The 21,415-nt window shown below is 69.9% G+C and carries 16 protein-coding genes; 6 read left to right on the top strand and 10 right to left on the bottom strand.

From position 1 onward, the window contains the following. Positions 1-117 precede the first annotated feature (117 nt). The 4 genes from F4560_RS44000 to F4560_RS03625 all read left to right on the top strand — a co-directional run bounded on the left by F4560_RS44000 (position 118) and on the right by F4560_RS03625 (position 8,227). Entirely contained in the window at positions 118-1,596 is a 1,479-nt protein-coding gene (locus F4560_RS44000) for an endo-1,4-beta-xylanase (protein WP_184916205.1), read from the top strand. An 82-nt stretch (positions 1,597-1,678) separates the two neighbouring features. Continuing rightward, positions 1,679-3,208, top strand: a complete 1,530-nt coding sequence (locus F4560_RS03635) for a non-reducing end alpha-L-arabinofuranosidase family hydrolase (protein ID WP_184916202.1) — start codon at positions 1,679-1,681, stop codon at positions 3,206-3,208. Between the two features lie 75 nt (positions 3,209-3,283). Beyond that, a complete protein-coding gene (locus tag F4560_RS03630; RefSeq protein WP_184916200.1) occupies positions 3,284-5,386 on the top strand; it encodes a family 43 glycosylhydrolase in 2,103 nt (700 codons plus the stop codon). Between the two features lie 105 nt (positions 5,387-5,491). Beyond that, positions 5,492-8,227 (top strand): beta-L-arabinofuranosidase domain-containing protein, encoded by a 2,736-nt coding sequence (locus F4560_RS03625; RefSeq protein WP_184916197.1) that lies wholly within the window; start codon positions 5,492-5,494, stop codon positions 8,225-8,227. Positions 8,228-8,287: 60 nt separating this feature from the next. Here F4560_RS03625 and F4560_RS03620 read toward each other — a convergent pair whose 3' ends face one another. The 7 genes from F4560_RS03620 to F4560_RS03590 form a co-directional block, all read right to left on the bottom strand. After that, positions 8,288-9,013, bottom strand: a complete 726-nt coding sequence (locus F4560_RS03620; RefSeq protein WP_184916194.1) for a dienelactone hydrolase family protein — start codon at positions 9,011-9,013, stop codon at positions 8,288-8,290. A gap of 188 nt (positions 9,014-9,201) precedes the next feature. Further along, the gene (locus F4560_RS03615; protein WP_312868345.1) at positions 9,202-12,519 is read right to left on the bottom strand and encodes an ATP-binding protein; all 3,318 of its coding nucleotides are present in this window, start codon (positions 12,517-12,519) and stop codon (positions 9,202-9,204) included. Next, on the bottom strand, positions 12,516-13,124 hold the full coding sequence (locus tag F4560_RS03610; RefSeq protein WP_184916191.1) for a hypothetical protein: 609 nt from the start codon (positions 13,122-13,124) through the stop codon (positions 12,516-12,518). Before F4560_RS03610 ends, F4560_RS03615 begins: the two co-directional genes overlap by 4 nt. Before the next feature lie 90 nt (positions 13,125-13,214). Beyond that, complete coding sequence (locus F4560_RS03605; protein WP_184916189.1) at positions 13,215-14,237, bottom strand: LLM class flavin-dependent oxidoreductase; 1,023 nt, start codon at positions 14,235-14,237, stop codon at positions 13,215-13,217. A gap of 64 nt (positions 14,238-14,301) precedes the next feature. Next, positions 14,302-14,736 (bottom strand): VOC family protein, encoded by a 435-nt coding sequence (locus F4560_RS03600; protein WP_184916186.1) that lies wholly within the window; start codon positions 14,734-14,736, stop codon positions 14,302-14,304. Between the two features lie 33 nt (positions 14,737-14,769). Further along, positions 14,770-15,792, bottom strand: a complete 1,023-nt coding sequence (locus F4560_RS03595) for a hypothetical protein (RefSeq protein WP_184916183.1) — start codon at positions 15,790-15,792, stop codon at positions 14,770-14,772. Positions 15,793-16,032: 240 nt separating this feature from the next. Beyond that, on the bottom strand, positions 16,033-16,632 hold the full coding sequence (locus F4560_RS03590; RefSeq protein WP_221483316.1) for a CGNR zinc finger domain-containing protein: 600 nt from the start codon (positions 16,630-16,632) through the stop codon (positions 16,033-16,035). An 87-nt stretch (positions 16,633-16,719) separates the two neighbouring features. Here F4560_RS03590 and F4560_RS03585 point away from each other — a divergent pair, with 87 nt between their 5' ends. Then, complete coding sequence (locus F4560_RS03585; protein WP_184916177.1) at positions 16,720-17,508, top strand: MBL fold metallo-hydrolase; 789 nt, start codon at positions 16,720-16,722, stop codon at positions 17,506-17,508. A 24-nt stretch (positions 17,509-17,532) separates the two neighbouring features. Here the strand turns inward: F4560_RS03585 and F4560_RS45930 are convergent, their stop codons facing one another. After that, entirely contained in the window at positions 17,533-19,524 is a 1,992-nt protein-coding gene (locus F4560_RS45930; protein ID WP_184916174.1) for a sigma-70 family RNA polymerase sigma factor, read from the bottom strand. After that, complete coding sequence (locus F4560_RS03575) at positions 19,521-19,844, bottom strand: YciI family protein (RefSeq protein WP_184916172.1); 324 nt, start codon at positions 19,842-19,844, stop codon at positions 19,521-19,523. The genes F4560_RS45930 and F4560_RS03575 overlap by 4 nt, the downstream gene beginning before the upstream one ends. A gap of 138 nt (positions 19,845-19,982) precedes the next feature. Here F4560_RS03575 and F4560_RS03570 point away from each other — a divergent pair, with 138 nt between their 5' ends. Further along, positions 19,983-20,342 (top strand): DUF1801 domain-containing protein, encoded by a 360-nt coding sequence (locus tag F4560_RS03570; RefSeq protein WP_184916169.1) that lies wholly within the window; start codon positions 19,983-19,985, stop codon positions 20,340-20,342. A 2-nt stretch (positions 20,343-20,344) separates the two neighbouring features. Here F4560_RS03570 and F4560_RS03565 read toward each other — a convergent pair whose 3' ends face one another. After that, positions 20,345-21,319, bottom strand: coding sequence for a helix-turn-helix transcriptional regulator (locus F4560_RS03565; RefSeq protein WP_184916165.1), 975 nt, complete (start codon positions 21,317-21,319; stop codon positions 20,345-20,347). Between the last annotated feature and the right edge of the window lie 96 nt (positions 21,320-21,415).

Raw genomic sequence — 21,415 nt, 5'->3', positions numbered from 1 at the left:
ACTCGCGTGACGACTAACGCGCCCCACTGCGTTCCGATTTCAGCCGGGGCAACTTCAACTCACAATTGTTAGCGCTAACACCAAGATCAGCGGTGTTCTGATTCGTGAGGACACGTGATGAGCCATTCACTACGAGCGGCCATTCGGCCGACGCCGACGCGTCGACCGATAACAACGGCGTTGCTGCTCGTCGCGGGACTCGTCGCCACCATGATGACGGTGGCGTTCGACGGCCGCGCCCTGGCGGGTACGACGCTGGGCGCCTCGGCGGCGGAGAAGGGCCGGTACTTCGGCGCCGCCGTCGCGGCCGGGAGGCTCGGCGACAGCACGTACTCGACCATCCTGAACCGCGAGTTCAACAGCGTCACCGCCGAGAACGAGATGAAGATGGACGCGACCGAGCCCAACCAGGGCCAGTTCACGTTCACCAACGGCGACCGGATCGTCAACCACGCCATCAGCCGCGGCATGAAGGTGCGCGGCCACACCCTGGCGTGGCACGCCCAACAGCCCGGCTGGATGCAGCGCATGGAGGGTTCGGCGCTGCGCCAGGCGTTGCTCAACCACGTCACGCGCGTCGCGACCTACTACCGGGGCAAGATCCACTCCTGGGACGTGGTGAACGAGGCGTTCGCCGACGGCACCAGCGGTGGGCGTCGTGACTCCAACCTCCAGCGCACCGGCAACGACTGGATCGAGGCGTCCTTCCGGGCCGCACGTGCCGCCGATCCCGGCGCGAAGCTCTGCTACAACGACTACAACACCGACGGCATCAACGCGAAGTCCACCGGCATCTACAACATGGTGCGCGACTTCAAGGCGCGCGGCGTGCCGATCGACTGCGTCGGCTTCCAAGCCCACCTGACCAACTCGGCGCCGTCGGACTTCCAGGCCAACCTCAAGCGGTTCGCCGACCTCGGCGTCGACGTGCAGATCACCGAGCTGGACATCTCCGGCTCCAACCAGGCCAACGCCTACGCCGCCGTCACCCGCGCGTGCCTCGCCATCGCCCGCTGCACCGGCATCACCGTCTGGGGCATCCGCGACAGCGACTCGTGGCGGACCGGGCAGAACCCGCTGCTGTTCGACGCCTCCGGCAACAAGAAGGCCGCGTACACCGCCGTGCTCAACGCCCTCAACGAGGGCTCCAACCCGCCCGGGGTCATCGACACGACCGCGTGGTACGTGCTGGTGAACCGCAACAGCGGCAAGGCGTTGGACGTCTACAACCTCGCCACCAACGACGGCGCGCGTATCACGCAGTGGAGCCGCAACGACGGCAACCAGCAGCAGTGGCAGTTCGTGGACTCCGGCGGCGGCTACTACCGGGTGAAGTCGCGGCTCTCGGGCAAGGTGCTGGACGTCCACAACTTCTCCACCGCAGACGGCGCGGCCATCGTGCAGTGGGCCGACGGCAACGGCAGCAACCAGCAGTTCCGCGTGGTCGACGCGAGCGGCTACATCCGGCTGATCAACCGCAACAGCGGCAAGGCGGTCGAAGTCCAGGGCGCCTCCACCGCCGACGGCGGCAACGTCGTGCAGTACAGCGACTGGGGCGGCGCCAACCAGCAGTGGCAGCTCCTGCGCGTCGGCTGATCCGGTCCACCCCTCCCGTGCGGCGGGCAACCGCCCGCCGCACGGGCACCCAACCCCCACCTCGAAGAAGAGGAGCACGCCCATGGCCGGGTCAGGCCAAGCCCCACCCACCACCGTTCCGCGAATCCGCCGAAGCCGTCGTCTGGCGGGTGTCGCCGTCGCCGTCATCACCGTGCTGCTCGGTGGCCTGATGACGGCTCTCGGCACGCCGACCGCGTCCGCGGCGACTGTGGACACGACCGCCTGGTACGTGCTGGTGAACCGCAACAGCGGCAAGGCGTTGGACGTCTACAACCTCGCCACCAACGACGGCGCGCGCATCACGCAGTGGGCCCGCAACGACGGCAACCAGCAGCAGTGGCAGTTCGTGGACTCCGGCGGCGGCTACTACCGGGTGAAGTCGCGGCTCTCGGGCAAGGTCCTGGACGTCCACAACTTCTCCACCGCAGATGGCGCGGCCATCGTGCAGTGGGCCGACCACAACGGCACCAACCAGCAGTTCCGCTTGGCGGACTCCGACGGCGGCCACGTGCGGCTCATCAACCGCAACAGCAACAAGGCCCTCGAGGTCCAGGGCGCGTCCACGGCCGACGGCGGCAACGTCGTCCAGTACAGCGACTGGGGCGGCGCCAACCAGCAGTGGCAGCTCGTCCGCGTCGGCGGCGGCGGTCCCACCACCACGACGACCACGAACCCCGGCCAGTGCTCCCTTCCGTCGACCTACCGCTGGTCGTCGACGGGCGTGCTGGCGAACCCGAGGTCGGGCTGGGTCTCGCTCAAGGACTTCACCTACGTGCCGCACAACGGCAAGCACCTGGTCTACGGCACGACCCACGACACGGGAACGTCCTGGGGGTCGATGAACTTCGGGCTCTTCAGCAACTGGTCCGACATGGCCTCGGCGCCCCAGCAGGCCATGAACATCGGCACCGTCGCGCCCACGCTGCTCTACTTCGCCCCGAAGAACATCTGGGTGCTCGCCTACCAGTGGGGTGGCACCGCGTTCAGCTACCGGACGTCGACCGACCCCACCAACCCGAACGGGTGGTCGGCGCAGCAGGTGCTGTCCACGGCCAGTATCACCGGCTCCGGCACGGGACCCATCGACCAGACGCTCATCGGCGACGGCCAGAACATGTACCTGTTCTTCGCCGGTGACAACGGCAAGATCTACCGCCAGGTCATGCCGCTCGGGAACTTCCCGAGCAGCTTCGGCTCGTCCTACACCACGATCATGAGCGACACGACGAACAACCTGTTCGAAGCCCCTGAGGTCTACAAGGTCCAAGGCCAGAACCAGTACCTCATGATCGTCGAGGCGATCGGGTCCAACGGCCGCTACTTCCGCTCGTTCACGTCCAGCAGCCTGAGCGGCTCGTGGACCCCGCAGGCCGCCACCGAGGGCAACCCCTTCGCGGGCAAGGCCAACAGCGGCGCCACCTGGACCAACGACATCAGCCACGGCGACCTGATCCGCACCAACGCCGACCAGACCAAGACCATCGACCCCTGCAACCTCCAGTTGCTCTACCAGGGCCGCGACCCCCGCTCCAACGGCGTGGACTACGGCCTGCTGCCGTACCGCCCGGGCGTGTTGACACTGCAACGCTGACCGCTCCCGGCGCCCCGCACACCCGTGCGGGGCGCCGGGCCGCACACCGCCCGAAGCGGCGGGTAAGGAGCAGTCATGTCCGTCCCCGATGAACTCCCACGACGCTTGGCGCGCAGGCGTGGCCGGTTGTCGAGGATGGCCGCGGTCATGGCCGCGGTCGTGCTCGGCGGTGTGATGGTCGTCTTCGGCTCGGCGACCAGCTCCGCGGCCACCGTCGACACCAACGCCTGGTACGTGCTGGTGAACCGCAACAGCGGCAAGGCGTTGGACGTCTACAACCTCTCCACCGCCGACGGCGGCCGCATCACCCAGTGGACCCGGAGTGACGGCGCGAACCAGCAGTGGCAGTTCGTCGACTCCGGCGGCGGCTACTACCGGCTCAAGTCCAAGCACTCCGGCAAGGTCCTCGACGTGCCGAACTCGTCCACCGCCGACGGCGCCGCGATCCAGCAGTGGACCGACCACAACGGCGCCAACCAGCAGTTCCGCCTCGCCGACTCCGACGGCGGCCACGTCCGCCTGATCAACCGCAACAGCAACAAGGCGGTCGAGGTGCAGAACGCGGCCACCAACGACGGCGGGAACATCGTCCAGTACAGCGACTGGGGTGGCGCGAACCAGCAGTGGCAGTTGGTGCGCGTCGGTGGCGGCAACCCCACCACCACGACGACCACCCCTGCACCGGGCGGGCAGTACACCAACCCGGTGGTGTGGCAGGACTTCGCCGACGTCGAGGTCATCCGCGTCGGAGACGTGTACTACATGACCGCGTCCACGATGCACTACTCCCCCGGCGCGCCGATCCTGCGTTCCTACGACCTGGTCAACTGGGAGTTCGCCGGCCACTCCGTGCCGTCGCTGGACTTCGGCGCCAAGTACGACCTGACCAACGGCCAACGGGCCTACGTCAACGGCATCTGGGCGTCGACCCTGCAATACCGGGCGAGCAACCGCACCTACTACTGGGCCGGGTGCATCGACTTCAACGACACCTACATCTACACCGCCACCAGCGTCGACGGGCAGTGGAACCGGCACGCCCAGATCGACAACTGCTACTACGACGCCGGCATGCTCATCGACGACAACGACACGATGTACGTCGCCTACGGCAACGGCACTATCAGCGTTGCCCAGCTGTCCGCCGATGGCCGCACGCAAGTCCGCGCACAGCAGGTGTTCCAGACGCCCTCGAACATCGGGACGCTGGAGGGGGCACGGTTCTACAAGCGCAACGGCAGCTACTACATCTGGCTGACCCGACCGGCCAACGGGCAGTACGTCCTCAAGGCCAGCAACCCGTTCGGGCCCTACACGTTGCGGCAGGTGCTGCTCGACCTGCCCGGCCCGATCCCCGGTGGTGGCGTGCCCCACCAGGGCAGCCTGGTGCAGACGCAGAACGGCGACTGGCACTACATGTCCTTCGTCGACGCCTACCCCGGCGGCCGGGTACCCGCCCTCGCCCCGATCACCTGGACCGCCGACGGCTGGCCGACGTTGCAGACGGTCAACGGACGGTGGGGCGTGAACTACCCCGCTCCGCTGCCGACACGGCCGGTGAAACCCCTCACCGGGACCGACACGTTCGCCGGCACGGCGCTCGGACCGCAGTGGGAGTGGAACCACGACCCGGACACTGCCCGGTACTCGGTGAACAACGGGCTCACGTTGCGGACGGCCACCGTCACCAACGACCTGTACGCGGCCCGCAACACGCTGACCCACCGCATCCAGGGACCGACCTCCACCGCCACCATCGAGCTCGACTACAGCACCATGCGCGACGGTGACCGGTCCGGCCTCGCCATGCTGCGCCAGTCCTCGGCGTGGATCGGCGTCAAACGCGACAACGGCCAGACCCGCGTGTCCATGACGAACGGCCTCGCCATGGACAGCAGCTGGCGCACCACGAACACAGGCGCCGAAGCAGCGAGCGCGGCGGTCAGCGGCGGCCGGATCTGGTTGCGGGTCAACGCCGACATCCAACCCGGCTCCAACCGCGTCGCCCGCTTCTCCTACAGCACCGACGGCGTGAACTTCTCGTCGCTCGGACCGGCGTTCACGCTCAACAACGCCTGGCAGTTCTTCATGGGCTACCGCTTCGGCATCTTCAACCACGCCACCCAAGCCATCGGCGGCTCCGTCACCGTGCGCAAGTTCGACCTCACCACACCCTGACGCACCGAGCGGACCTTCGACCGCACCCCGCGAACACCCGACCCCGACGCCACCGTGCCCGTCACGACGTCCGAAACAACCGATGCAACCGATGACAGGAGTCCCATGTCGTCCACACCGTTGAACCGACGCAGATTGCTCCAGGCCGCCGGGGTCGTCGCGGTGGCGAGCACCGCGCCGTCCCTGTTCGCCGGAACGGCCGACGCGGCCTCGGTCCCGCCGGTCCGCGGCGACGTCGGCGTGTCGGCGCACCCGTTCGACCTGGGCCAGGTCCGCCTGACCCAGGGGCGATGGCTGGACAACCAGAACCGCACGTTGTCCTACCTGCGCTTCGCGGACGTGAACCGGTTGCTCTACAACTTCCGGCTGAACCACCGGCTGTCCACGAACGGCGCGGCGGCGCTCGGCGGGTGGGAGGCGCCCAACTTCCCGTTCCGCACCCACAGCCAGGGGCACTTCCTCAGCGCGTGGGCACAGGCGTGGGCGGTGCTCGGCGACACCACTTGCCGGGACAGGGCCAACTTCATGGTGGCCGAGCTGGCGAAGTGCCAGGCGAACAACGCGGCGGCCGGGTTCAACACCGGGTACCTGTCCGGGTTCCCCGAATCGGACTTCGACGCGATGGAGGCGGGCAGCCCGAAGTCCGTGTCGTACTACTCGCTGCACAAGACCCTGGCGGGCCTGCTGGACGTGTGGCGTTACATCGGCAGCACGCAGGCGCGCGACGTGCTGCTGCGGTTCGCCGGCTGGGTGGACTGGCGCACCGCCAGGCTGTCGTACAGCCAGATGCAACGCGTGCTGGGCACCGAGTTCGGCGGCATGAACGCGGTGCTGACCGACCTGTACCAGCAGACCGGGGACGCCCGGTGGCTTGCCACCGCCCAGCGGTTCGACCACGCCGCCGTGTTCGACCCCTTGGCCGCGAACCGGGACCAGCTCAGCGGACTGCACGCCAACACCCAGGTGCCCAAGTGGATCGGCGCGGCCCGCGAGTACAAGGCCACCGGCACCACCCGTTACCGGGACATCGCGAGCAATGCCTGGAACATCACGACGGCCGCCCACAGCTACGTGATCGGCGGCAACAGCCAGGCCGAGCACTTCCGCGCGCCGAACGCCATCGCCACCTTCCTCAACACGGACACGGCCGAGGCGTGCAACACCTACAACATGCTCAAGCTGACCCGCGAGCTGTGGCTGCTCAGCCCCGACAACGCGGCGTACTTCGACTACTACGAGCGCGCGCTGATCAACCACCTGATCGGCCAGCAGAACCCGGCCGACCCGCACGGTCACATCTGCTACTTCACCGGCCTCAACCCCGGCCACCGGCGGGGCAACACCGGGCCCGCGTGGGGAGGCGGCAACTGGAGCACCGACTACACCACCTTCTGGTGCTGCCAGGGCACCGCGCTGGAAGTCAACACGTCCCTGGCGAACTCGATCTACTTCTACAACGGCGCCACGCTCACGGTGAACCTCTACACCCCGTCGGTGCTGACGTGGTCGGAGCGCGGCATCACGGTCACCCAGACCACGACCTACCCGGCCTCCGACACCACCACCTTCACCGTCGGCGGCGGCGGGTCGTGGACGATGCGCCTGCGCATCCCCGCGTGGACGACCGGCGCCACCATCAGCGTCAACGGCGTCGCCCAGAACGTCACCACCACCCCGGGCAGCTACGCCTCGCTGACCAGGACGTGGGCCTCCGGCGACACGGTCACCCTGCGCCTGCCCATGCGGGTGATCATGCAGGCGGCCAACGACAACCCGGCCGTCGCCGCGATCACGTACGGTCCGGCCGTCCTGGCGGGCAACTACGGCAACACCGCCCTGTCCCGGCTGCCGTCGCTCAACGTCGACTCCATCACCCGCACCAGCACGTCGTCGTTGGCGTTCACCGCTCAGGCCGACGGCGCGACGGTCAACCTCGGGCCGTTCCACGACGCCCACGGCTACAACTACACCGTCTACTGGAACACCAGCGGCGGCGGAGGCGGCGGGTCCGAGGCCGGCTACCGGCTGCTCAACGCCGCCAGCGGCCTTGTGCTCGGCGTGCAGAACATGTCCACCTCGGACGGCGGTCTGGCCGTGCAGTGGAGCGACAACGGCACCGCAGACCACAACTGGCAGGTCGTCGTGGACGGGAGCAACGTCCGGCTGCGCAACCTGAACAGCGGCAAGGTGCTCGGCGTCGAGAACATGTCCACCGCCGACAACGCCCGCGTCCTGCAATGGGGCGACACCGGCACCGCAGACCACCGCTGGACCGTGCTGGACAACGGCGACGGCACGCACAAGCTGCGCAACGTCAACAGCGGCAAGCTGCTGGGCATCCTGAACGCCTCGACGGCGCAGGGCGCCCAAGCCGTGCAGGACCCCGACAACGGCTCGGCCGACAACCGGTGGCGGTTCGTTCCCACCGGGGCCCGCCGCGTGCAGAACCGCGCCAGCGGCCTTGTGCTCGGCGTGCAGGACATGTCCACCGCCGACGGCGGCTTGGCCGTGCAGTGGGACGACAACGGCACCGCCGACCACCTGTGGACCGCCGTTCTCGACCCCGACGGCTACTTCCGGCTGCGGAACTCCCACAGCGGCAAGGTCCTCGGGGTCGAGAACGGCGCCAACGCCAACAACGCCAGAGTGCTGCAATGGGCCGACAACGGCACCAACGACCACAAGTGGCGCTTGCGGCACGGCGGCAACGGCTACTTCCGCATCCAGTGCGGCAACGGCGGACGGGTCCTCGGCCTGTCCGGCGGCTCCACCGCCCGCGGCGCGCAGGTGGTCCTGTACGACGACAACGCCGCCGCCGACCACCTCTGGCGTTTCATCTGATCCCAGCCGACCCGACGTCGTCGAACCTTCGCCGACGTCGGGTCGAGGCTCGTCGTGGCCCTACTTCAGGTGCCGGGCGAAGAACCGGTTCGCGTCGTCACCCTCGAACGACGGGACGCCGGTGTGCCCACCCATGTTGGCGTGCAGCGTCTTCTCCTTGGAGCCCAAGGCGTCGAACAGGTCCAGGGCCTGCTGCCGGTCGTTTCCTTCGTCGTCCCACTGCAACAGGACCTGCAACGGGATGGTGACCTGCCGGGCCTCCTCGAACACGGCGCGGGGCACGAAACTCCCGGCGAACAGGACGGCGGCCGAGATGCGCGGCTCGACCACCGCCAGCCGGATGCCGATGGAGATCACCCCGCCCGAGTACCCGACCGGGCCGCCGATCTCCGGCAGCGGGAGCAGGGCGTCCAGGGCGGCCCGCCATTCCGGGACCGCCTTGTCGACCAGCGGGAGGACGAGCCGGTCGACGATCCCGTCGCCGACCGGCTCGCCGGCCTCCAGCGCCCGGAGCAGGTCGGCGCGGGCGTCCTCGGTGACGGCGGAACGGGGTCGGCCACCGGCCCCGGGTAGCTCGATGGTGGCCGCGGCGAAGCCCTCCGCCACGGCGTGCCGGGCACGGGCGACCAGACGGGGGTACATCATGCGCAATCCGCCGGGGTGGCCGACCAGGATCAGCGGCGCCGGTGCGGATCCGGACGTCCACAGGATGCCTGGGATCTCGCCGAGGGTGAACTCGCGTTCGAGGACGCCGTCTTCGAGGCGCTGTTCGGAAGTGAATCGCATGGTCGTGCCTTTCGGGAGTGCTCGTGAACGGCGCTCCCGGACGACCTAGCGTCCGACCGTGACCCCGGAGGAGAGCACCCATGTCGATACGTTCACGGGTACCACCTCCTCGTTCTCTCGCACGGCCGCCGGAAAGATAGCAGTGGCCGCCGTGGTCGCCAACAGGTTTTACGGAGGCTCGGGGCCGGTCAGCCTGCGCGCACGTCCGCGGTGTCCTCTGCCGACGTCTGGGCCCGCATAAGGACCTCCTCCTCCGTCAACGCGGTGGGCGGGTGGTGGCTCAGGCACATCAGCACCCGGAGCTTGGACAGCCCGGTTCCCTCGGTGGCGCCGTAGAACTGGCCGGCGGGCAGGCGGGAGACGTCGTCGATGCGACCGCCCTTGGCACGGGCCAGGTCGGTCGCCGCCTGGATCTGAACGGGGGCGTTGAGCAGGCCGAAGAACTGCGTCGCGGCGTTGCCGGTGACCACGTTGTGCAGCGCCTTGGGGGCCTGCGTCGCGTAGACCATGCCCAGCCCGTACTTGCGCGCCTGTGACGCCAGCGTCAGCGTGCTCTGGGTGGAGGCGGTGGTGGTGCGCGAGGACACGAACGTCTGGGCCTCGTCCAGCACGAAGAGCCCGCCGAGCGGCCGGTCCTTGGCGGGGTTGCGCTTGACCCACGAGAACAGGGCGAGCTGGAGCTGGTTGACGAAGGTCTGGCGCTGGTCGTCGTTGGGCAGGCCGATGCAGCTGATCACGGAGACCCTGGCCCGCTTGCCGGCCGGAGGGGTGAGCAGCACACCGGGGTCCAGCCGTTCGCCCGCCCCGCCGAACACCGGGTCGTTGATCATCTCGGCGTTGAGGCCATCGGCCATGTCGGACGCGAGGCGCGTCGCGTCGCGCACGGTGCTGATCCCGGACGGCAGGTCGGCCAGGAACTCGAGGAAGTCCCGCAGCTCGCCTCCCCCGTCACGGACGAAGTGCGTCAGGGCCTGGGTGAGGACGGCCCTGCCGGTGGTGGCCCTGCGTCCGCCGAGGTTGATGCGCGGCACCAGCCCGGCCACGGCGGCGTCGACGGCGCTGCGGAACTCGTCCGGGTCGTCGGGTTCGCGGTCGAAGCCGGGCAACGGGTCGAGGGTGAGCGGCCTGCCGGCCTCGCGCCGGGGCGTCCAGACGACCACGTCGGTGTCGCGCAAGTAGCGTTCGGCGCGTTCGGCGTCGCCGGGTTCCCAGAGAGCGGGCGGGGAGGGCCAGGGGTCGCCCAGTCGGGCGAGGTCGTTGTTGGTGTCGATGACGATCGAGGAGACCCCGTGCAGGGCGACCTCTTCGATCAGGCGGCGCAAGAGCACGGTCTTGCCCGAGCCGCTGCCGGCGAAGACGGCGGTGTGCTTGCGCAGCAGCGTGAGCGGGACGGTGAACGGCTTGCCGGTGACGATGCCGGTGCCCAGGCGCACGGTCGGCTCGTCGGAGGCGGCGGATTCGCTCAGCGCCACAGCGCCGGGTGCGGTTGCGGATTCCGTTGGTGTGGTTGCGGATTCGCGCAGTGCGGCGATCTTTCCCGGCGCGGTCACGGGTGCCCAAGGGGCGGCGGCCGTCCCCGGCGCGGTCGCGGATCCGCGTGGTGCGGCGGGAAACCCGGGGATGGCGTCGGGGATGGCGTCGGACAGTGTGCCGCTGACCCCCGGCCACTCCGGCTCCGGGTCGGCGCTGTCCTGACGAGCCTGCGGCACTGACGTTGCCGCGTAGTGGTCGAGATCGGCCAGTGCCCTCGTCAGCAGCAGCGAAGAGGTCGCGGGGCGGCGGGTGAGCAGCCACGGCAGGAACCCCGGCGGCGACTGGTCGCGCATCTTCTCCAAGGCGGTGAACCGGCGCAGGTCGCTCTCGGCGATCGGCAGGTCCAGGCCGCCATCGGAGCGGAACTCCTCCAGCGCCGCCCTGGTGGCGGGTCCACTGGAGAACGCCGTGTTGCGCAGCACGACCAGGTGCCGCTTGTCGTTGCCCTGGTGGAGTTCCGCTTCCAGTTGCGCCGACTTGAGCCGCGCGAGCACGGCGCGGGCGTTGGTGTGGGCGATGGCGCGGAAGCTCCAGTGGACCTCGCCTTCACCGGCCTCGTCGATGGTGAGGCGCAGCCGGGCGTGCAGGGGCGGGTTGCCGCCGCGTGACGCGTCGATGGTCAGCGCGGGCCCGGTGGCACCTTGTTCGAGCACGAAGCAGTGCAGGGCCGCGCCGAGCAAGGCCTGCATGCGCTCGTCCTCCCGGTGGTGGTCCAGGGGAGCCAGCACGTCGGCGGTGTCGTGCAGTCGGGCGAAGAGGGCATCGAGTTCGTCCGCTTCCCGCGAGTCCACGGCGGGCTGGACCGCGGGCTCGGGTGCGGTGGCGGCGAAGTCCCGCAGTTCCTCGACCGCGTCGTGGGTGAGGCACCGGCGGATGTGCTCGTCAACGCGTTGCAGCAGCCGTCGGGGCGTCCAGTGGGCCACGTCCGGCCCTGCGAACGCCGACGGGTGGACGGGCCAGGTGGCGTGGGGCGGGGTGAAGCCGATCTCGCCGTAGAGACCGCCCAGGTGCCGTTCCACGATCGCGGTCGCCACGGCCGCGCTGGGCATCGCGGTGCGCAGGTCGAGCACGCGGAACCGGTCGGCCGCGGAGTTGACGGCGTGGTGCTCGATGAGGTCCCACGAGCGCGGCAGGCAGGCCACCACCACGATGGTGCGCCGGGTCTCCTCGCGCACCCGCATGAGCCCGTCCGCCAACCGGTCGACCAGGGACTCCTCCCCCGGCGAGTCGGCAGCCTGGGTGATGACGCTGTCGACCTGGTCGACGGCCATGACGACCGGACCGATCAGGGCGAAGATCCTGGACAGGTCGCCGAGCAGCAACTGCGGCGCTCGGAACGGCGCGTGGAACCCCCACTCGACGCGGTCGACGGCATCGACCCCGTCGGGCAGGACGAGGTAGGCGTTGCCCGCTTCCCACGCCTTCCCCTTGGCCCGGTACAGGATCAGCGCCCGCAGGGTGTCCTGGCACTCGACCGCGACCTGGGGGTCGAGTGAGCGCAGCCCGTCGAGCAGGCCGTCGATGTCCTGCCTGCGCACGGGCAACGTGCCGGTGAGGCGCATGCCGGTTTCCCGGTCCTGACCGGTGCGGCGGGCGAGTTCGCCGAGCAGGTGGCCCAACTGACCGCCTTGGCGGTCGAGCAGGCCGCCGACCACGCCGTGCACCGCGCCCGCCCAGAACGAGTAGCCGTCGAGGAGCTTGAGCAGGAAGAACGACCCGCCTTGCTGTTGCACGTGCTGTCTGAGCCAGCCCAGCATGTGCGTCTTGCCCACACCCCGTTCACCGCGCAGCACGATGCCCATCGGGCTGACCTGCGCACGTCGTCCGGCCGAGGCGACCGCCTGGGTGGTGGTGGCGACGGCACGCGGGTGCAGGCCGTCGACGTGGTGGTCCATCGGATTCCAGATGTCGTCCGGTGTCACCGCCCAGCCGAACTGCACCGACGACAGCGCGTGGCGCTGCTCCTCGTTCACCCGGCGGTCTCGATCATCAGGGTGTGTCGGGGGCTGCCGCCGAGCACCAACGCGGCCAGCCTGTCCTGCTCGGTGAGCGACTTCTGGTCGGCTTCGGCCCGCAGGTGGACGTCGGAGCGGTCCGCGAGGGCCGTCAGTGCCCGGTCGAGTCGGTCGGTCGGCACGTCGCCGAGGTGTTCACGCAGCGCGAGCAGGGGCACCGCGTCGCCGGGTCGGGACGCCAGCACGAGGTAGGCGTTCTCGACCCGGTGACCCAGGTCCGCGGTGAAGAGCTCGCCGAGCGTGCCGCCGGTGGCCTCCAGGTGGCGTCGCAGTCCGGCCAGCACCACGTAGAGGGCTCCACCGGCGTAACCGGCCCGGGGAGGGCGCTGGACGGACAGCTCGGCCTGGCATCGCACGGCGCCGTCGTCGGTGAGGTCGTGCACGTAGGCGCGGCCGGTCTTGGTGCTGATGACCAGGCCGAGCTCGTTGAGGCGGCGGCGGCACGCGCCGTCGAGGGTGAAGCCGGCGAGTTCCCGGAGTTCGGCGTTGGTCAACTCGCGCGCCTCCGCCATCAGCACCAGCAGTGCGGCGCGCTCGCGCATGGTCAGCCGTTCCTCGGACATCCCCGTTCCGTTCCCGCGGTCGACCGCGTCCTCGGTCCAGCCTGACTGCCGTCGTACTGTACGGGTCGGCCTTCCGGGGCAAGGCTCTGGTCAGCGCCAGCCGAGAGCCGGGGCGATGTGGGTGAGGATGCTCTCGAGGACGTGCGTGTTGTAGTCGACGCCGAGTTGGTTGGGCACGGTCAGCAGCAGCGTGTCGGCCTCGGCGATCGCCTCGTCGGCGGCCAGTTGCTTGACCAGGACGTCGGGCTCGGCGGCGTAGGTGCGGCCGAAGATGGCCTTGGTGTCGGCGTCGATGTACCCGACCTTGTCGGTGCTGTCGCCGTCGTCACCGAAGTAGGCCCGGTCGAGGTCCGAGGTCAGCGCGAAGATGCTGCGGGAGACCGAGACGCGCGGCTCGTGCTGCCAGCCGGCTTCGGACCAGGCCTTGCGGAACGCCCGGATCTGCTCGGCCTGCTGCACGTGGAACGGCGCACCGCCCTCGTCGTTCTTCAGCGTCGAACTCATCAGGTGCATGCCCTGCTTCGCCGCCCAGACCGCGGTGCCGTTGGAGCCCGCGCCCCACCAGATCCGCTCCCGCAGACCCGGCGAATGCGGCTCGACGCGCAGCAGCCCTGGCGGGTTCGGGAACATCGGGCGCGGGTTGGGCTGGGCGAAACCCTTGCCCTCCAGCACCGCCAGCAGCACCTCGGTGTGCTTGCGGGCCATGTCGGCGTCCGTGTCGCCCTCGCTCGGCTCGTAACCGAAGTAGCGCCACCCGTCGATCACCTGCTCCGGCGATCCCCGGGAGATGCCGAGCTGGAGCCTGCCGCCCGCGATGAGGTCCGCGGCGCCGGCGTCCTCGGCCATGTACATCGGGTTCTCGTAGCGCATGTCGATCACGCCGGTGCCGATCTCGATGCGTTCGGTCTTCGCGCCGATCGCGGCCAGCAACGGGAACGGCGAGGCCAGCTGGCGTGCGAAGTGGTGCACCCGGAAGTGGGCGCCGTCCACGCCGAGCTCCTCCGCGGCGACGGCGAGGTCGATGGCCTGCAACAACGCGTCCGACGCCGTCCTGGTCCGCGAGTGCGGCGTCTCGGACCAGTGCCCGAACGAGAGGAATCCGATTCTCTTCACGCCTCGTGGAACACCTCGACGCGCTGGTTGATTCCTCAACTACTTCGCGCGGCTGCGAACATGCTCAGTCGAGGCAGAACTCGTTGCCCTCGACGTCCTGCATGGCGATGCACGACTCGTTTTCGTCGTCGGCAACCAGCACTTGCACCTGCACCGCACCCAGGGCGACCAGTCGTGCGCACTCGGCCTGAAGCGCGGCGAGGCGCTCTTCACCCACGAGCCCGGTGCCGACCCGCACGTCGAGGTGCTGCCGGTTCTTGACGACCTTGCCTTCCGGAACGCGCTGGAAGTACAGCCGCGGGCCCACACCGGTGGGATCGACGCAGGCGAACCACTCCCCCTGACGCTCGGGCGGCTGCGCGCGGGTGTAATCGTCCCAGGTGGCGAACCCGTCGGGCGGTGGCGGCACGACGTACCCCAACACCTCGCACCAGAAACGGGCGACGCGCTCGGGTTCTGCGCAGTCGAAGGTGACTTGGAACTGTTTGACCGACGCCATCCGTCCACAATAGTGGCCGCGTTCGGATCGCGTTCAGATGACGACGACGCTGAACGCGTGCACGCACCACGGCCCGTCGTAGTTGGTCACCCACACCTTCCCCGAGTGCCCGTCGATCTTCTGCCCCTTTGCCGTACCTTTCAGGTAGAGCTGGAACGAGTTGGGGCCCGAGGTGATGCCGTCCTTCGCCGAGTTGATCCCGAGGTCCGGTTGGTGCCCGATCAGCTCGTCGACGTCCTCCGGCTTCTTGATGCCGTCCGCGCAGAGCTGGGCCTTGGCCTTCGCCGCGTCGCCCGCGTTGACGTTGTCCACGAAGGCCTGTGAGGCCGCCAGCGCGGCGGGGTCGACCGGCTTCCCACCCGCGGTGGGCGTTCCCGGGGCGGACGGCGTGGTCTTGGGGCTGGTGGTCTTCGGGCTGGTGGTGGGACTCGGCGCCTTGCTGGTCTTGCCGGCGCGGGCGATGTTCTCCCAGCACCAGGTGTCGCCGTCCCGGACGACCTTCACCTCGAACTCGTCCTTCTTCCCCGTCTTGACCACCTCTACCGTCCCCACGGCCACGTCGGCGGAGGTCTTCGGGCTGCCCACGAGTTCAGCCCCGCGGAACGGGGCGACGTCGTCGATGACGTTGTGCACGGCGGACCCGGCCTTCGGACAGGCGACGCCCTCCAGGAAGTCGGTGTCCTGCGAGTCCATCGCCTCGGCCACCGCTCCCAGCAGCCGCTCGGGGTCGGCGTCGGGCGGCACGGAGGAGGACGCCGTCGTGGGCGGCGGGGTGGTGGTCGTGCTGCTCCCGCCCGTTCCGAGGAAGTAGCCGGGCGCGACGAACCCGGTGAACGCGACGCCGCCCAGCACCAGCACCACCACCGCGACCGCCCCCGCGATCGCCGCCGTGTTCTTCTTCGGAGGCGGAGGTGTGCCGAAACCGCCGTACTGGGGAGCGCCGAACTGCGGAGCGCCGTACTGGGTGGGCGGCCCGTGATGACCCGGCGGCGGTGTCGCCCCCGGGAACTGGCCGGATGAGTCCTGCCCACCGAACGGCTGCTGCGGATACGTCATGCGGCCCTCCCGCTCTTGGTCGTCGCTTTCGACGGAAGGCGACGACCATCCGTTCCCTCGAACGGTCGGGACACCGTCGCCTGCCTGGTCGACGACGAGCGGAAGGCGTTCGTCAGTCCGACTGCGGCTCAGTCCGGCTGCGGCTCGGTGCGGCTGCGGCTCAGTCCGGTTGCGGCTCAGTCCGACTGCGGCTCAGTCCGGTTGCGGCTCAGTCCGGTTGCGGCTCAGTCCGGTTGCGGCTCAGTCCGGTTGCGGCTCGGTGCGGCGGGCGTAGGCGCGGGCGGCGCGGGCCCGGTCGCCGCAGCGGGTGGAGCACCAGTGGCGGCGACCGTGGCGGAGCAAGTGGCGGTTGCACGGGCTGGAGCCGCACTTGGTCAGGCGGTCGGCGTCCGGTCCGGTGAGCAGGTCGGCGGCGTTGGCGGCGAGCGCCGCGAGGGCGTGGTCGAGAATCTCGTGCGTCGGGCACGGCGCCGCGCGGTAGGGGCCGGATTTCTCGTCCCACAGGAGCAGGGCGGCGGTGGGCGCCCTGCTCAGGGCGTGGTTGAGGGCGGACACGGCCTCCGGCGACGCGGGCAGCCCACCGACGTGGGCGACGAACAGCGCCCTGATGTGTTCGCGCAGCGAGCGAAGGCGTGTCGCGCACGTCTCCTGCACGCCGGCATCGGGCGGGGCGAGCCCGTGTCCGGTGAGCCACTGGTTCGTCGCGCCGGCGGTGCCGAGCAAGTCGACGAACTGCCCTCCAGGCAGCGCGATGGCGCTGTTGACGAAATCCAGGGCCAGGTAGTCCTCCGCGCCGGGCGCGGGCGGGACCGCGGGCACGTCGGTCAACTCCTCGCTCATGACTCTCATGGTACGGCTTGCGCTTGTCCGTGAGAACGACGTACGGTCACTCACGGATAAACCACTTCTCATCCGTGAGGTTCCTTGATGGCCGGCACCAGCATGACCAGTGAGCGGATCACCGTCCGCGTCTTCGGCGGCCCGACCGCCCTGTTCGAGTACGGCGGTCTGCGATTCCTGACCGACCCCACTTTCGACGCTCCCGGCGACTACCCGGTGCCGGTGGGCCGGCTGACCAAGACGGCCCCCGCAGCCGCCGCACCGGTGGACCTCGGCCGCGTCGACGTGGTCCTGCTCTCGCACGACCAGCACCCCGACAACCTCGACAACTCCGGCCGGGCATTCCTCGCCGACGTCCCGCTCACCGTCACCACACCCGGTGGTGGACAGCGCTTGGGGGACAAGGCCAAGGGACTCGCGGACTGGGAGTCGGTCCGGCTCGACCGCCCCGACGGTGGTGCGATCACCGTGACGGGCGTGCCCGCGATCCACGGTCCCCTGACCCGTGAAGAGGTCGAACCGATCAGCGGCCAGGTCGTCGGTTTCGTCCTGACCGGGGAGGGCCTGCCCACGGTCTACGTCAGCGGCGACAACGCCTCGCTGGACGCCGTGAAGCAGATCGCCGAACGCTTCGGCCCGGTGGACACCGCCATCCTCTTCGCCGGTGCTCCGCGCTTCCCAGTCCTTTACGACGGCGCGCTCCTCGTCCTCGACAGCGCCCAGACCGCCGAGGCGGCCAAGATCCTCGGCGCGCGCCAGGTGGTTCCCGTCCACTACGACAGTTGGGCGCACTTCACCGAGGGCCGTGACGAACTGGTCGCCGCTTTCACCGACGCCGGGCTGCTCGACCGCTTGGACCTGGGTGTCCAAGGCTGATCGGCCGGACGGGCATGGGCACGGCTAGCGCCGACCTGACCACAGCTGCCGCAACGTGTGCCCCTGTCCAGCGGGATCAAGGGCTCGCGTCGCCCGCTTGAACAGGTATTCCGCCCGTTCGTACGACAGTCGTCCCCGGCCGGTGTCCGGGCACAGGTCCGCCGCTGCTCGCGGGCGCGCCGGTCCGGGGCGGCGGTCGGCCAGGAACAGCGGCCCGCGTCCGCGCCCGGCGAGCAGGACGGGCAGCAGTCGCGCCGTGCCGGAACGCCAGGTCACCCACCGGCCGGCCACGCGGGCGCGGCGGTCGTCCAGGTCCAGGTCCTCCACGTTCAGCGACAACACCACGCGCACTCCCGCGGCCGATTCGTGCAGCAGCCGCCACAACGTCCGCTCCCGCACCGGAACCTCGAACTCCCACAGCCGTTCCAGTTGCGCGGCGGTGAGGCCGGGGGTTCGCACACTGCTCTCGACCCGCCGCTCCACCATGGCCGCCAAGTGCGGCAAGTCCGGCAAGTCCGGCAACGCGGCCCACGCGCCGAACGACCGGACCGTCGACCGGTGCCGGTTCCACGTCTTGGCCGCCGCGTCACCCCAGGCCACTTCGAACACGGCCGCGATCTCGTCGGCGGTCAGGGATTCCAGTGGCCGCCTGTCCCCCAGCGCCGAGCACAGCCGCCGCAAGGTCTGCGCGTACGACCGCTTCGTCGCCGCGTCCAGGTCGTCACGGGCCAGGAAGTCCGTGGCCGCCTGCCCCAGCGTCACCACCGGCGCGGCCGTGCCCAGTTCGTCCGCACGCCGCAGCAGGAAGTCCCGCTCGGCCGCGTTCCTCGTCAACGCCGCGGCACGCGCGAACTCCACCCTCGCCTCGGCCGGCCGTCCCAACTTCGCCAGCAGATCACCTCGGACGCCGGGCAGCAGGTGGTAGTCCAGCAGGGTGCGGTCCGTCGACAGCTCGTCGGCCAGCGCGAGCCCCGCTTCCGGACCCTGTGCGAAGCCGACCGCGACCGCCCGGTTCAGCCGCACGACCGGCGTGGGCCGCAGGCGGACGAGTGCGTCGTACAACGTCGAGATCTGCCGCCAGTCGGTGTCCTCGGCGGTGCGGGCCTGCGCGTGGCACACCGCGATCGCCGCCTGGAGCACGTACGGCCCCGGTGGACCACCGATGTCACGCGCCCGCAGCAACGCGGTGAACCCGCGCCGGATGAGCAACCGATCCCAGCGGCCGCGGTTCTGCTCGTGCAGCTGGACCGGCTCGCCGGACGGCCCGGTCCGCGCGGCCGACCGCGACGCCTGGATCTCCATCAACGCGACCAGCCCGTGCACCTCGGCCTCGTCCGGCGCGAGTTCGGCCAGCAACCTGCCCAGCCGCAACGCCTCCAGGGTCAGGTCGAGCCGCATCAAGTCGTCCCCGGCGGTCGCCGAGTAGCCCTCGTTGAAGATCAGGTACACGACCTCCAGCACCGACGACAGCCGTTCCGCGAGCGAAGCCCCCTCCGGCAGCTCGATCGGCACACCGGAGAGGGCCTGCTTCGCCGCGGCGATGCGCTGCGCGATCCGCTGTTCGGTGACCAGGAACGCCCGCGCGATCTCCGCGGCCGTCAGCCCGCCGACCACCCGGAGCGTCAACGCGACCCGTTGCTCGGTCGGCAGCACCGGGTGCGAGGACAGGAACATCAGCCGCAGGACGTCATCGTGCTGAACGTCGTGGTGCTCGACGTCCCGCTGCTCGACGTCACGCGGCTGGTCCAGCTCACGCGCAAGCTGCTCGTGCCTGCGCGTGAGTCGTTCGGCCCGCCGCATGTGGTCGATCCCGCGCCGCTTGGCCGTGGTCATCAGCCAGGCCGCCGGGTTGTCCGGCACGCCCGAGGACGGCCACTGCTCCAGCGCCGTGACCAGCGCGTCCTGGGCCAGCTCTTCGGCGAGTCCGACGTCCCGCACCAAGCGGGTCAGACCGCCGATGAGGGCGGCGGACTCGAGCTTCCAGACCGCGTCGATCGTGCGGCGGACATCGGTCACGGCCCGAAGACCTGGTGGATGCGGCTCTCACCGTCCCCCACGATCCGGCGGAACCGACGGCCCAGCTCGACGGCCTCTTCCTTGGAGCGGACCTCGATCAGCGCGAACCCGGCCACGACCTCCTTGGCCTCGGTGAACGGCCCGTCGGTCACGGTGATCTCGTCACCCTCGGAGGTGATCCGGGTGCCGGCCGCGTCCAGCCCACCGGTGGCCAGCAGCAGCCCGGACGCGGCCATCTCCTCGATGAACCTGCCCATCTCGGCGAAGAGCCGCTCGTCGGGGGCGTGCTCGGTCGCCATCTGCATCATCAGGTAGCGCATCGGTCTGGCCTTTCGCTGTCGGTGACGTGCTGTCACCTTGACGACGACCAACCTATCCGACAGGGAACGGGCGCATTCCCTGTCACATCGTCCGATCGACGGAGGGGTGAGAACCGAATCCGAGAAAGGATTACCGACATGCCGAAGTTCGCCACGGTCGCCGAGTACGTCCACTCCCTGCCCGAGAAGCAGCGCGAGATCGCCGTCCGGCTCCTCGACTTGATCGAGGACGCCCTGCCCGGCACCGGCGCCGTCTGGCACGGGCACCCGGTATGGAGCCTGGGCCCGACGCCCGGCAAGCAGCCCGTCTGCCTCGTCAAGGCCTACCCCGCGCACGTGACCTTCGGCTTCTGGCGTGGCCAGGAGATCGAGGACCTGTCCGGCCGCCTCGAACCCGGTGCGCGCATGGCCGCTCTCAAGCTCCGCAGCACCGACGACGTCAACGACGACCTGTTCACGGCATGGCTGCGGCAGGCCCTAGAGCTGGAGACCGCTTGACGTCAGGGCGAGACGCCGTAGCGAGTGGCGACGGCGGCGGCGCGGTCGCGCAGGGAAGTGCGCAACCACTGCGGGGACAGGGCTTCCGCGCTCGTGGCGAGCTGCCACAACGCCCAGACGGCGTGCCTCGAATCCTGGAAGCTCACCTCCAGCCGCAGCCAGCCGTCCGCGTCGGCTTCTTCGGCGAGGACGGCCACCGCGGTGCCCACCAGTTCTTCCCGCCGCGCCGGGTGCACCCGCACCAGCACGGTGACCTGGTCGTCCCCGGCCCGGAACCGCGTGCTGCGTTCCTGCCAGGCCCGGTCCAGGTCGACCCGGTCCGGTCGCTGCGCGGGCTCGGCCAGTTCCTCGGCGGCCAGGATGCGGGACAGCCGGTAGGTGCGGTCCGCGCCTGATCTCGTGGCCAGCAGGTAGCCCTGGTCCCGCACGGTGACCAGACCGATCGGGTCCACCGTGCGCCATGTCGGCGGCTGGTCCACCGCCGCGTAGTGGATGCGCACCTTGTGCCCGGCGAACACCGCGCGCCGGACCTCGCTCACGATGGCGTCGGGCACCTCGTCGGCGACCACGCGGCGAGAGAGAAGATCGGTCTCAGGGTCGATGAGCAGTCGCTCGGCCACGCCGGCCGCGGTGTCCCGATGGCTTTCGGGTAGCGCGTCGACCACTTTGAGCATGGCCGAGGCCAGCGCCGAGCCGAGGCCGAACGCCTGCGCGCCACGTCGTGATCCGGCGACCAGCAGGGCAAGGGCCTCGTCGTTGTTCAGTCCGGTGAGCTCGGTCCGGAAACCGGGCAGCAAAGCGAAACCGCCGAGCCGGCCGCGTTCGGCGTAGACCGGGACGCCGGCCGCGGACAGCGCCTCGATGTCGCGCAGCACGGTGCGGGTCGACACGCCCAGCTCGCCGGCCAGGGCGGTCGCGGACAGCCGACCGCGCTGGCGCAGCAGCAGGACCAGCGAGACCAACCGGTCGGCTCTCATGCGGAAAATTATGCCGGGAATACACGACACAGGATGTCGTGATTCGCTGGGAGGCTCGTCCACATGGCATCGAAGATCGAATCAACTGAAGCTGAT

The sequence above is a fragment of the Saccharothrix ecbatanensis genome, assembly GCF_014205015.1.
GTDB lineage: Bacteria > Actinomycetota > Actinomycetes > Mycobacteriales > Pseudonocardiaceae > Actinosynnema > Actinosynnema ecbatanense.
This window is presented reverse-complemented; position numbering and strand designations above follow the sequence as displayed.

What these genes read in the sequence shown, in the direction of transcription:
- F4560_RS44000 (WP_184916205.1), top strand. Translation starts at nt 118, where the DNA reads ATGAGCCATTCACTACGAGCGGCCATTCGGCCGACGCCGACGCGTCGA.
- F4560_RS03635 (WP_184916202.1), top strand. Translation starts at nt 1,679, where the DNA reads ATGGCCGGGTCAGGCCAAGCCCCACCCACCACCGTTCCGCGAATCCGC.
- F4560_RS03630 (WP_184916200.1), top strand. Translation starts at nt 3,284, where the DNA reads ATGTCCGTCCCCGATGAACTCCCACGACGCTTGGCGCGCAGGCGTGGC.
- F4560_RS03625 (WP_184916197.1), top strand. Translation starts at nt 5,492, where the DNA reads ATGTCGTCCACACCGTTGAACCGACGCAGATTGCTCCAGGCCGCCGGG.
- F4560_RS03620 (WP_184916194.1), bottom strand. Translation starts at nt 9,013, where the DNA reads ATGCGATTCACTTCCGAACAGCGCCTCGAAGACGGCGTCCTCGAACGC.
- F4560_RS03610 (WP_184916191.1), bottom strand. Translation starts at nt 13,124, where the DNA reads ATGTCCGAGGAACGGCTGACCATGCGCGAGCGCGCCGCACTGCTGGTG.
- F4560_RS03600 (WP_184916186.1), bottom strand. Translation starts at nt 14,736, where the DNA reads ATGGCGTCGGTCAAACAGTTCCAAGTCACCTTCGACTGCGCAGAACCC.
- F4560_RS03595 (WP_184916183.1), bottom strand. Translation starts at nt 15,792, where the DNA reads ATGACGTATCCGCAGCAGCCGTTCGGTGGGCAGGACTCATCCGGCCAG.
- F4560_RS03590 (WP_221483316.1), bottom strand. Translation starts at nt 16,632, where the DNA reads ATGAGCGAGGAGTTGACCGACGTGCCCGCGGTCCCGCCCGCGCCCGGC.
- F4560_RS03585 (WP_184916177.1), top strand. Translation starts at nt 16,720, where the DNA reads ATGGCCGGCACCAGCATGACCAGTGAGCGGATCACCGTCCGCGTCTTC.
- F4560_RS03575 (WP_184916172.1), bottom strand. Translation starts at nt 19,844, where the DNA reads ATGCGCTACCTGATGATGCAGATGGCGACCGAGCACGCCCCCGACGAG.
- F4560_RS03570 (WP_184916169.1), top strand. Translation starts at nt 19,983, where the DNA reads ATGCCGAAGTTCGCCACGGTCGCCGAGTACGTCCACTCCCTGCCCGAG.
- F4560_RS03565 (WP_184916165.1), bottom strand. Translation starts at nt 21,319, where the DNA reads ATGAGAGCCGACCGGTTGGTCTCGCTGGTCCTGCTGCTGCGCCAGCGC.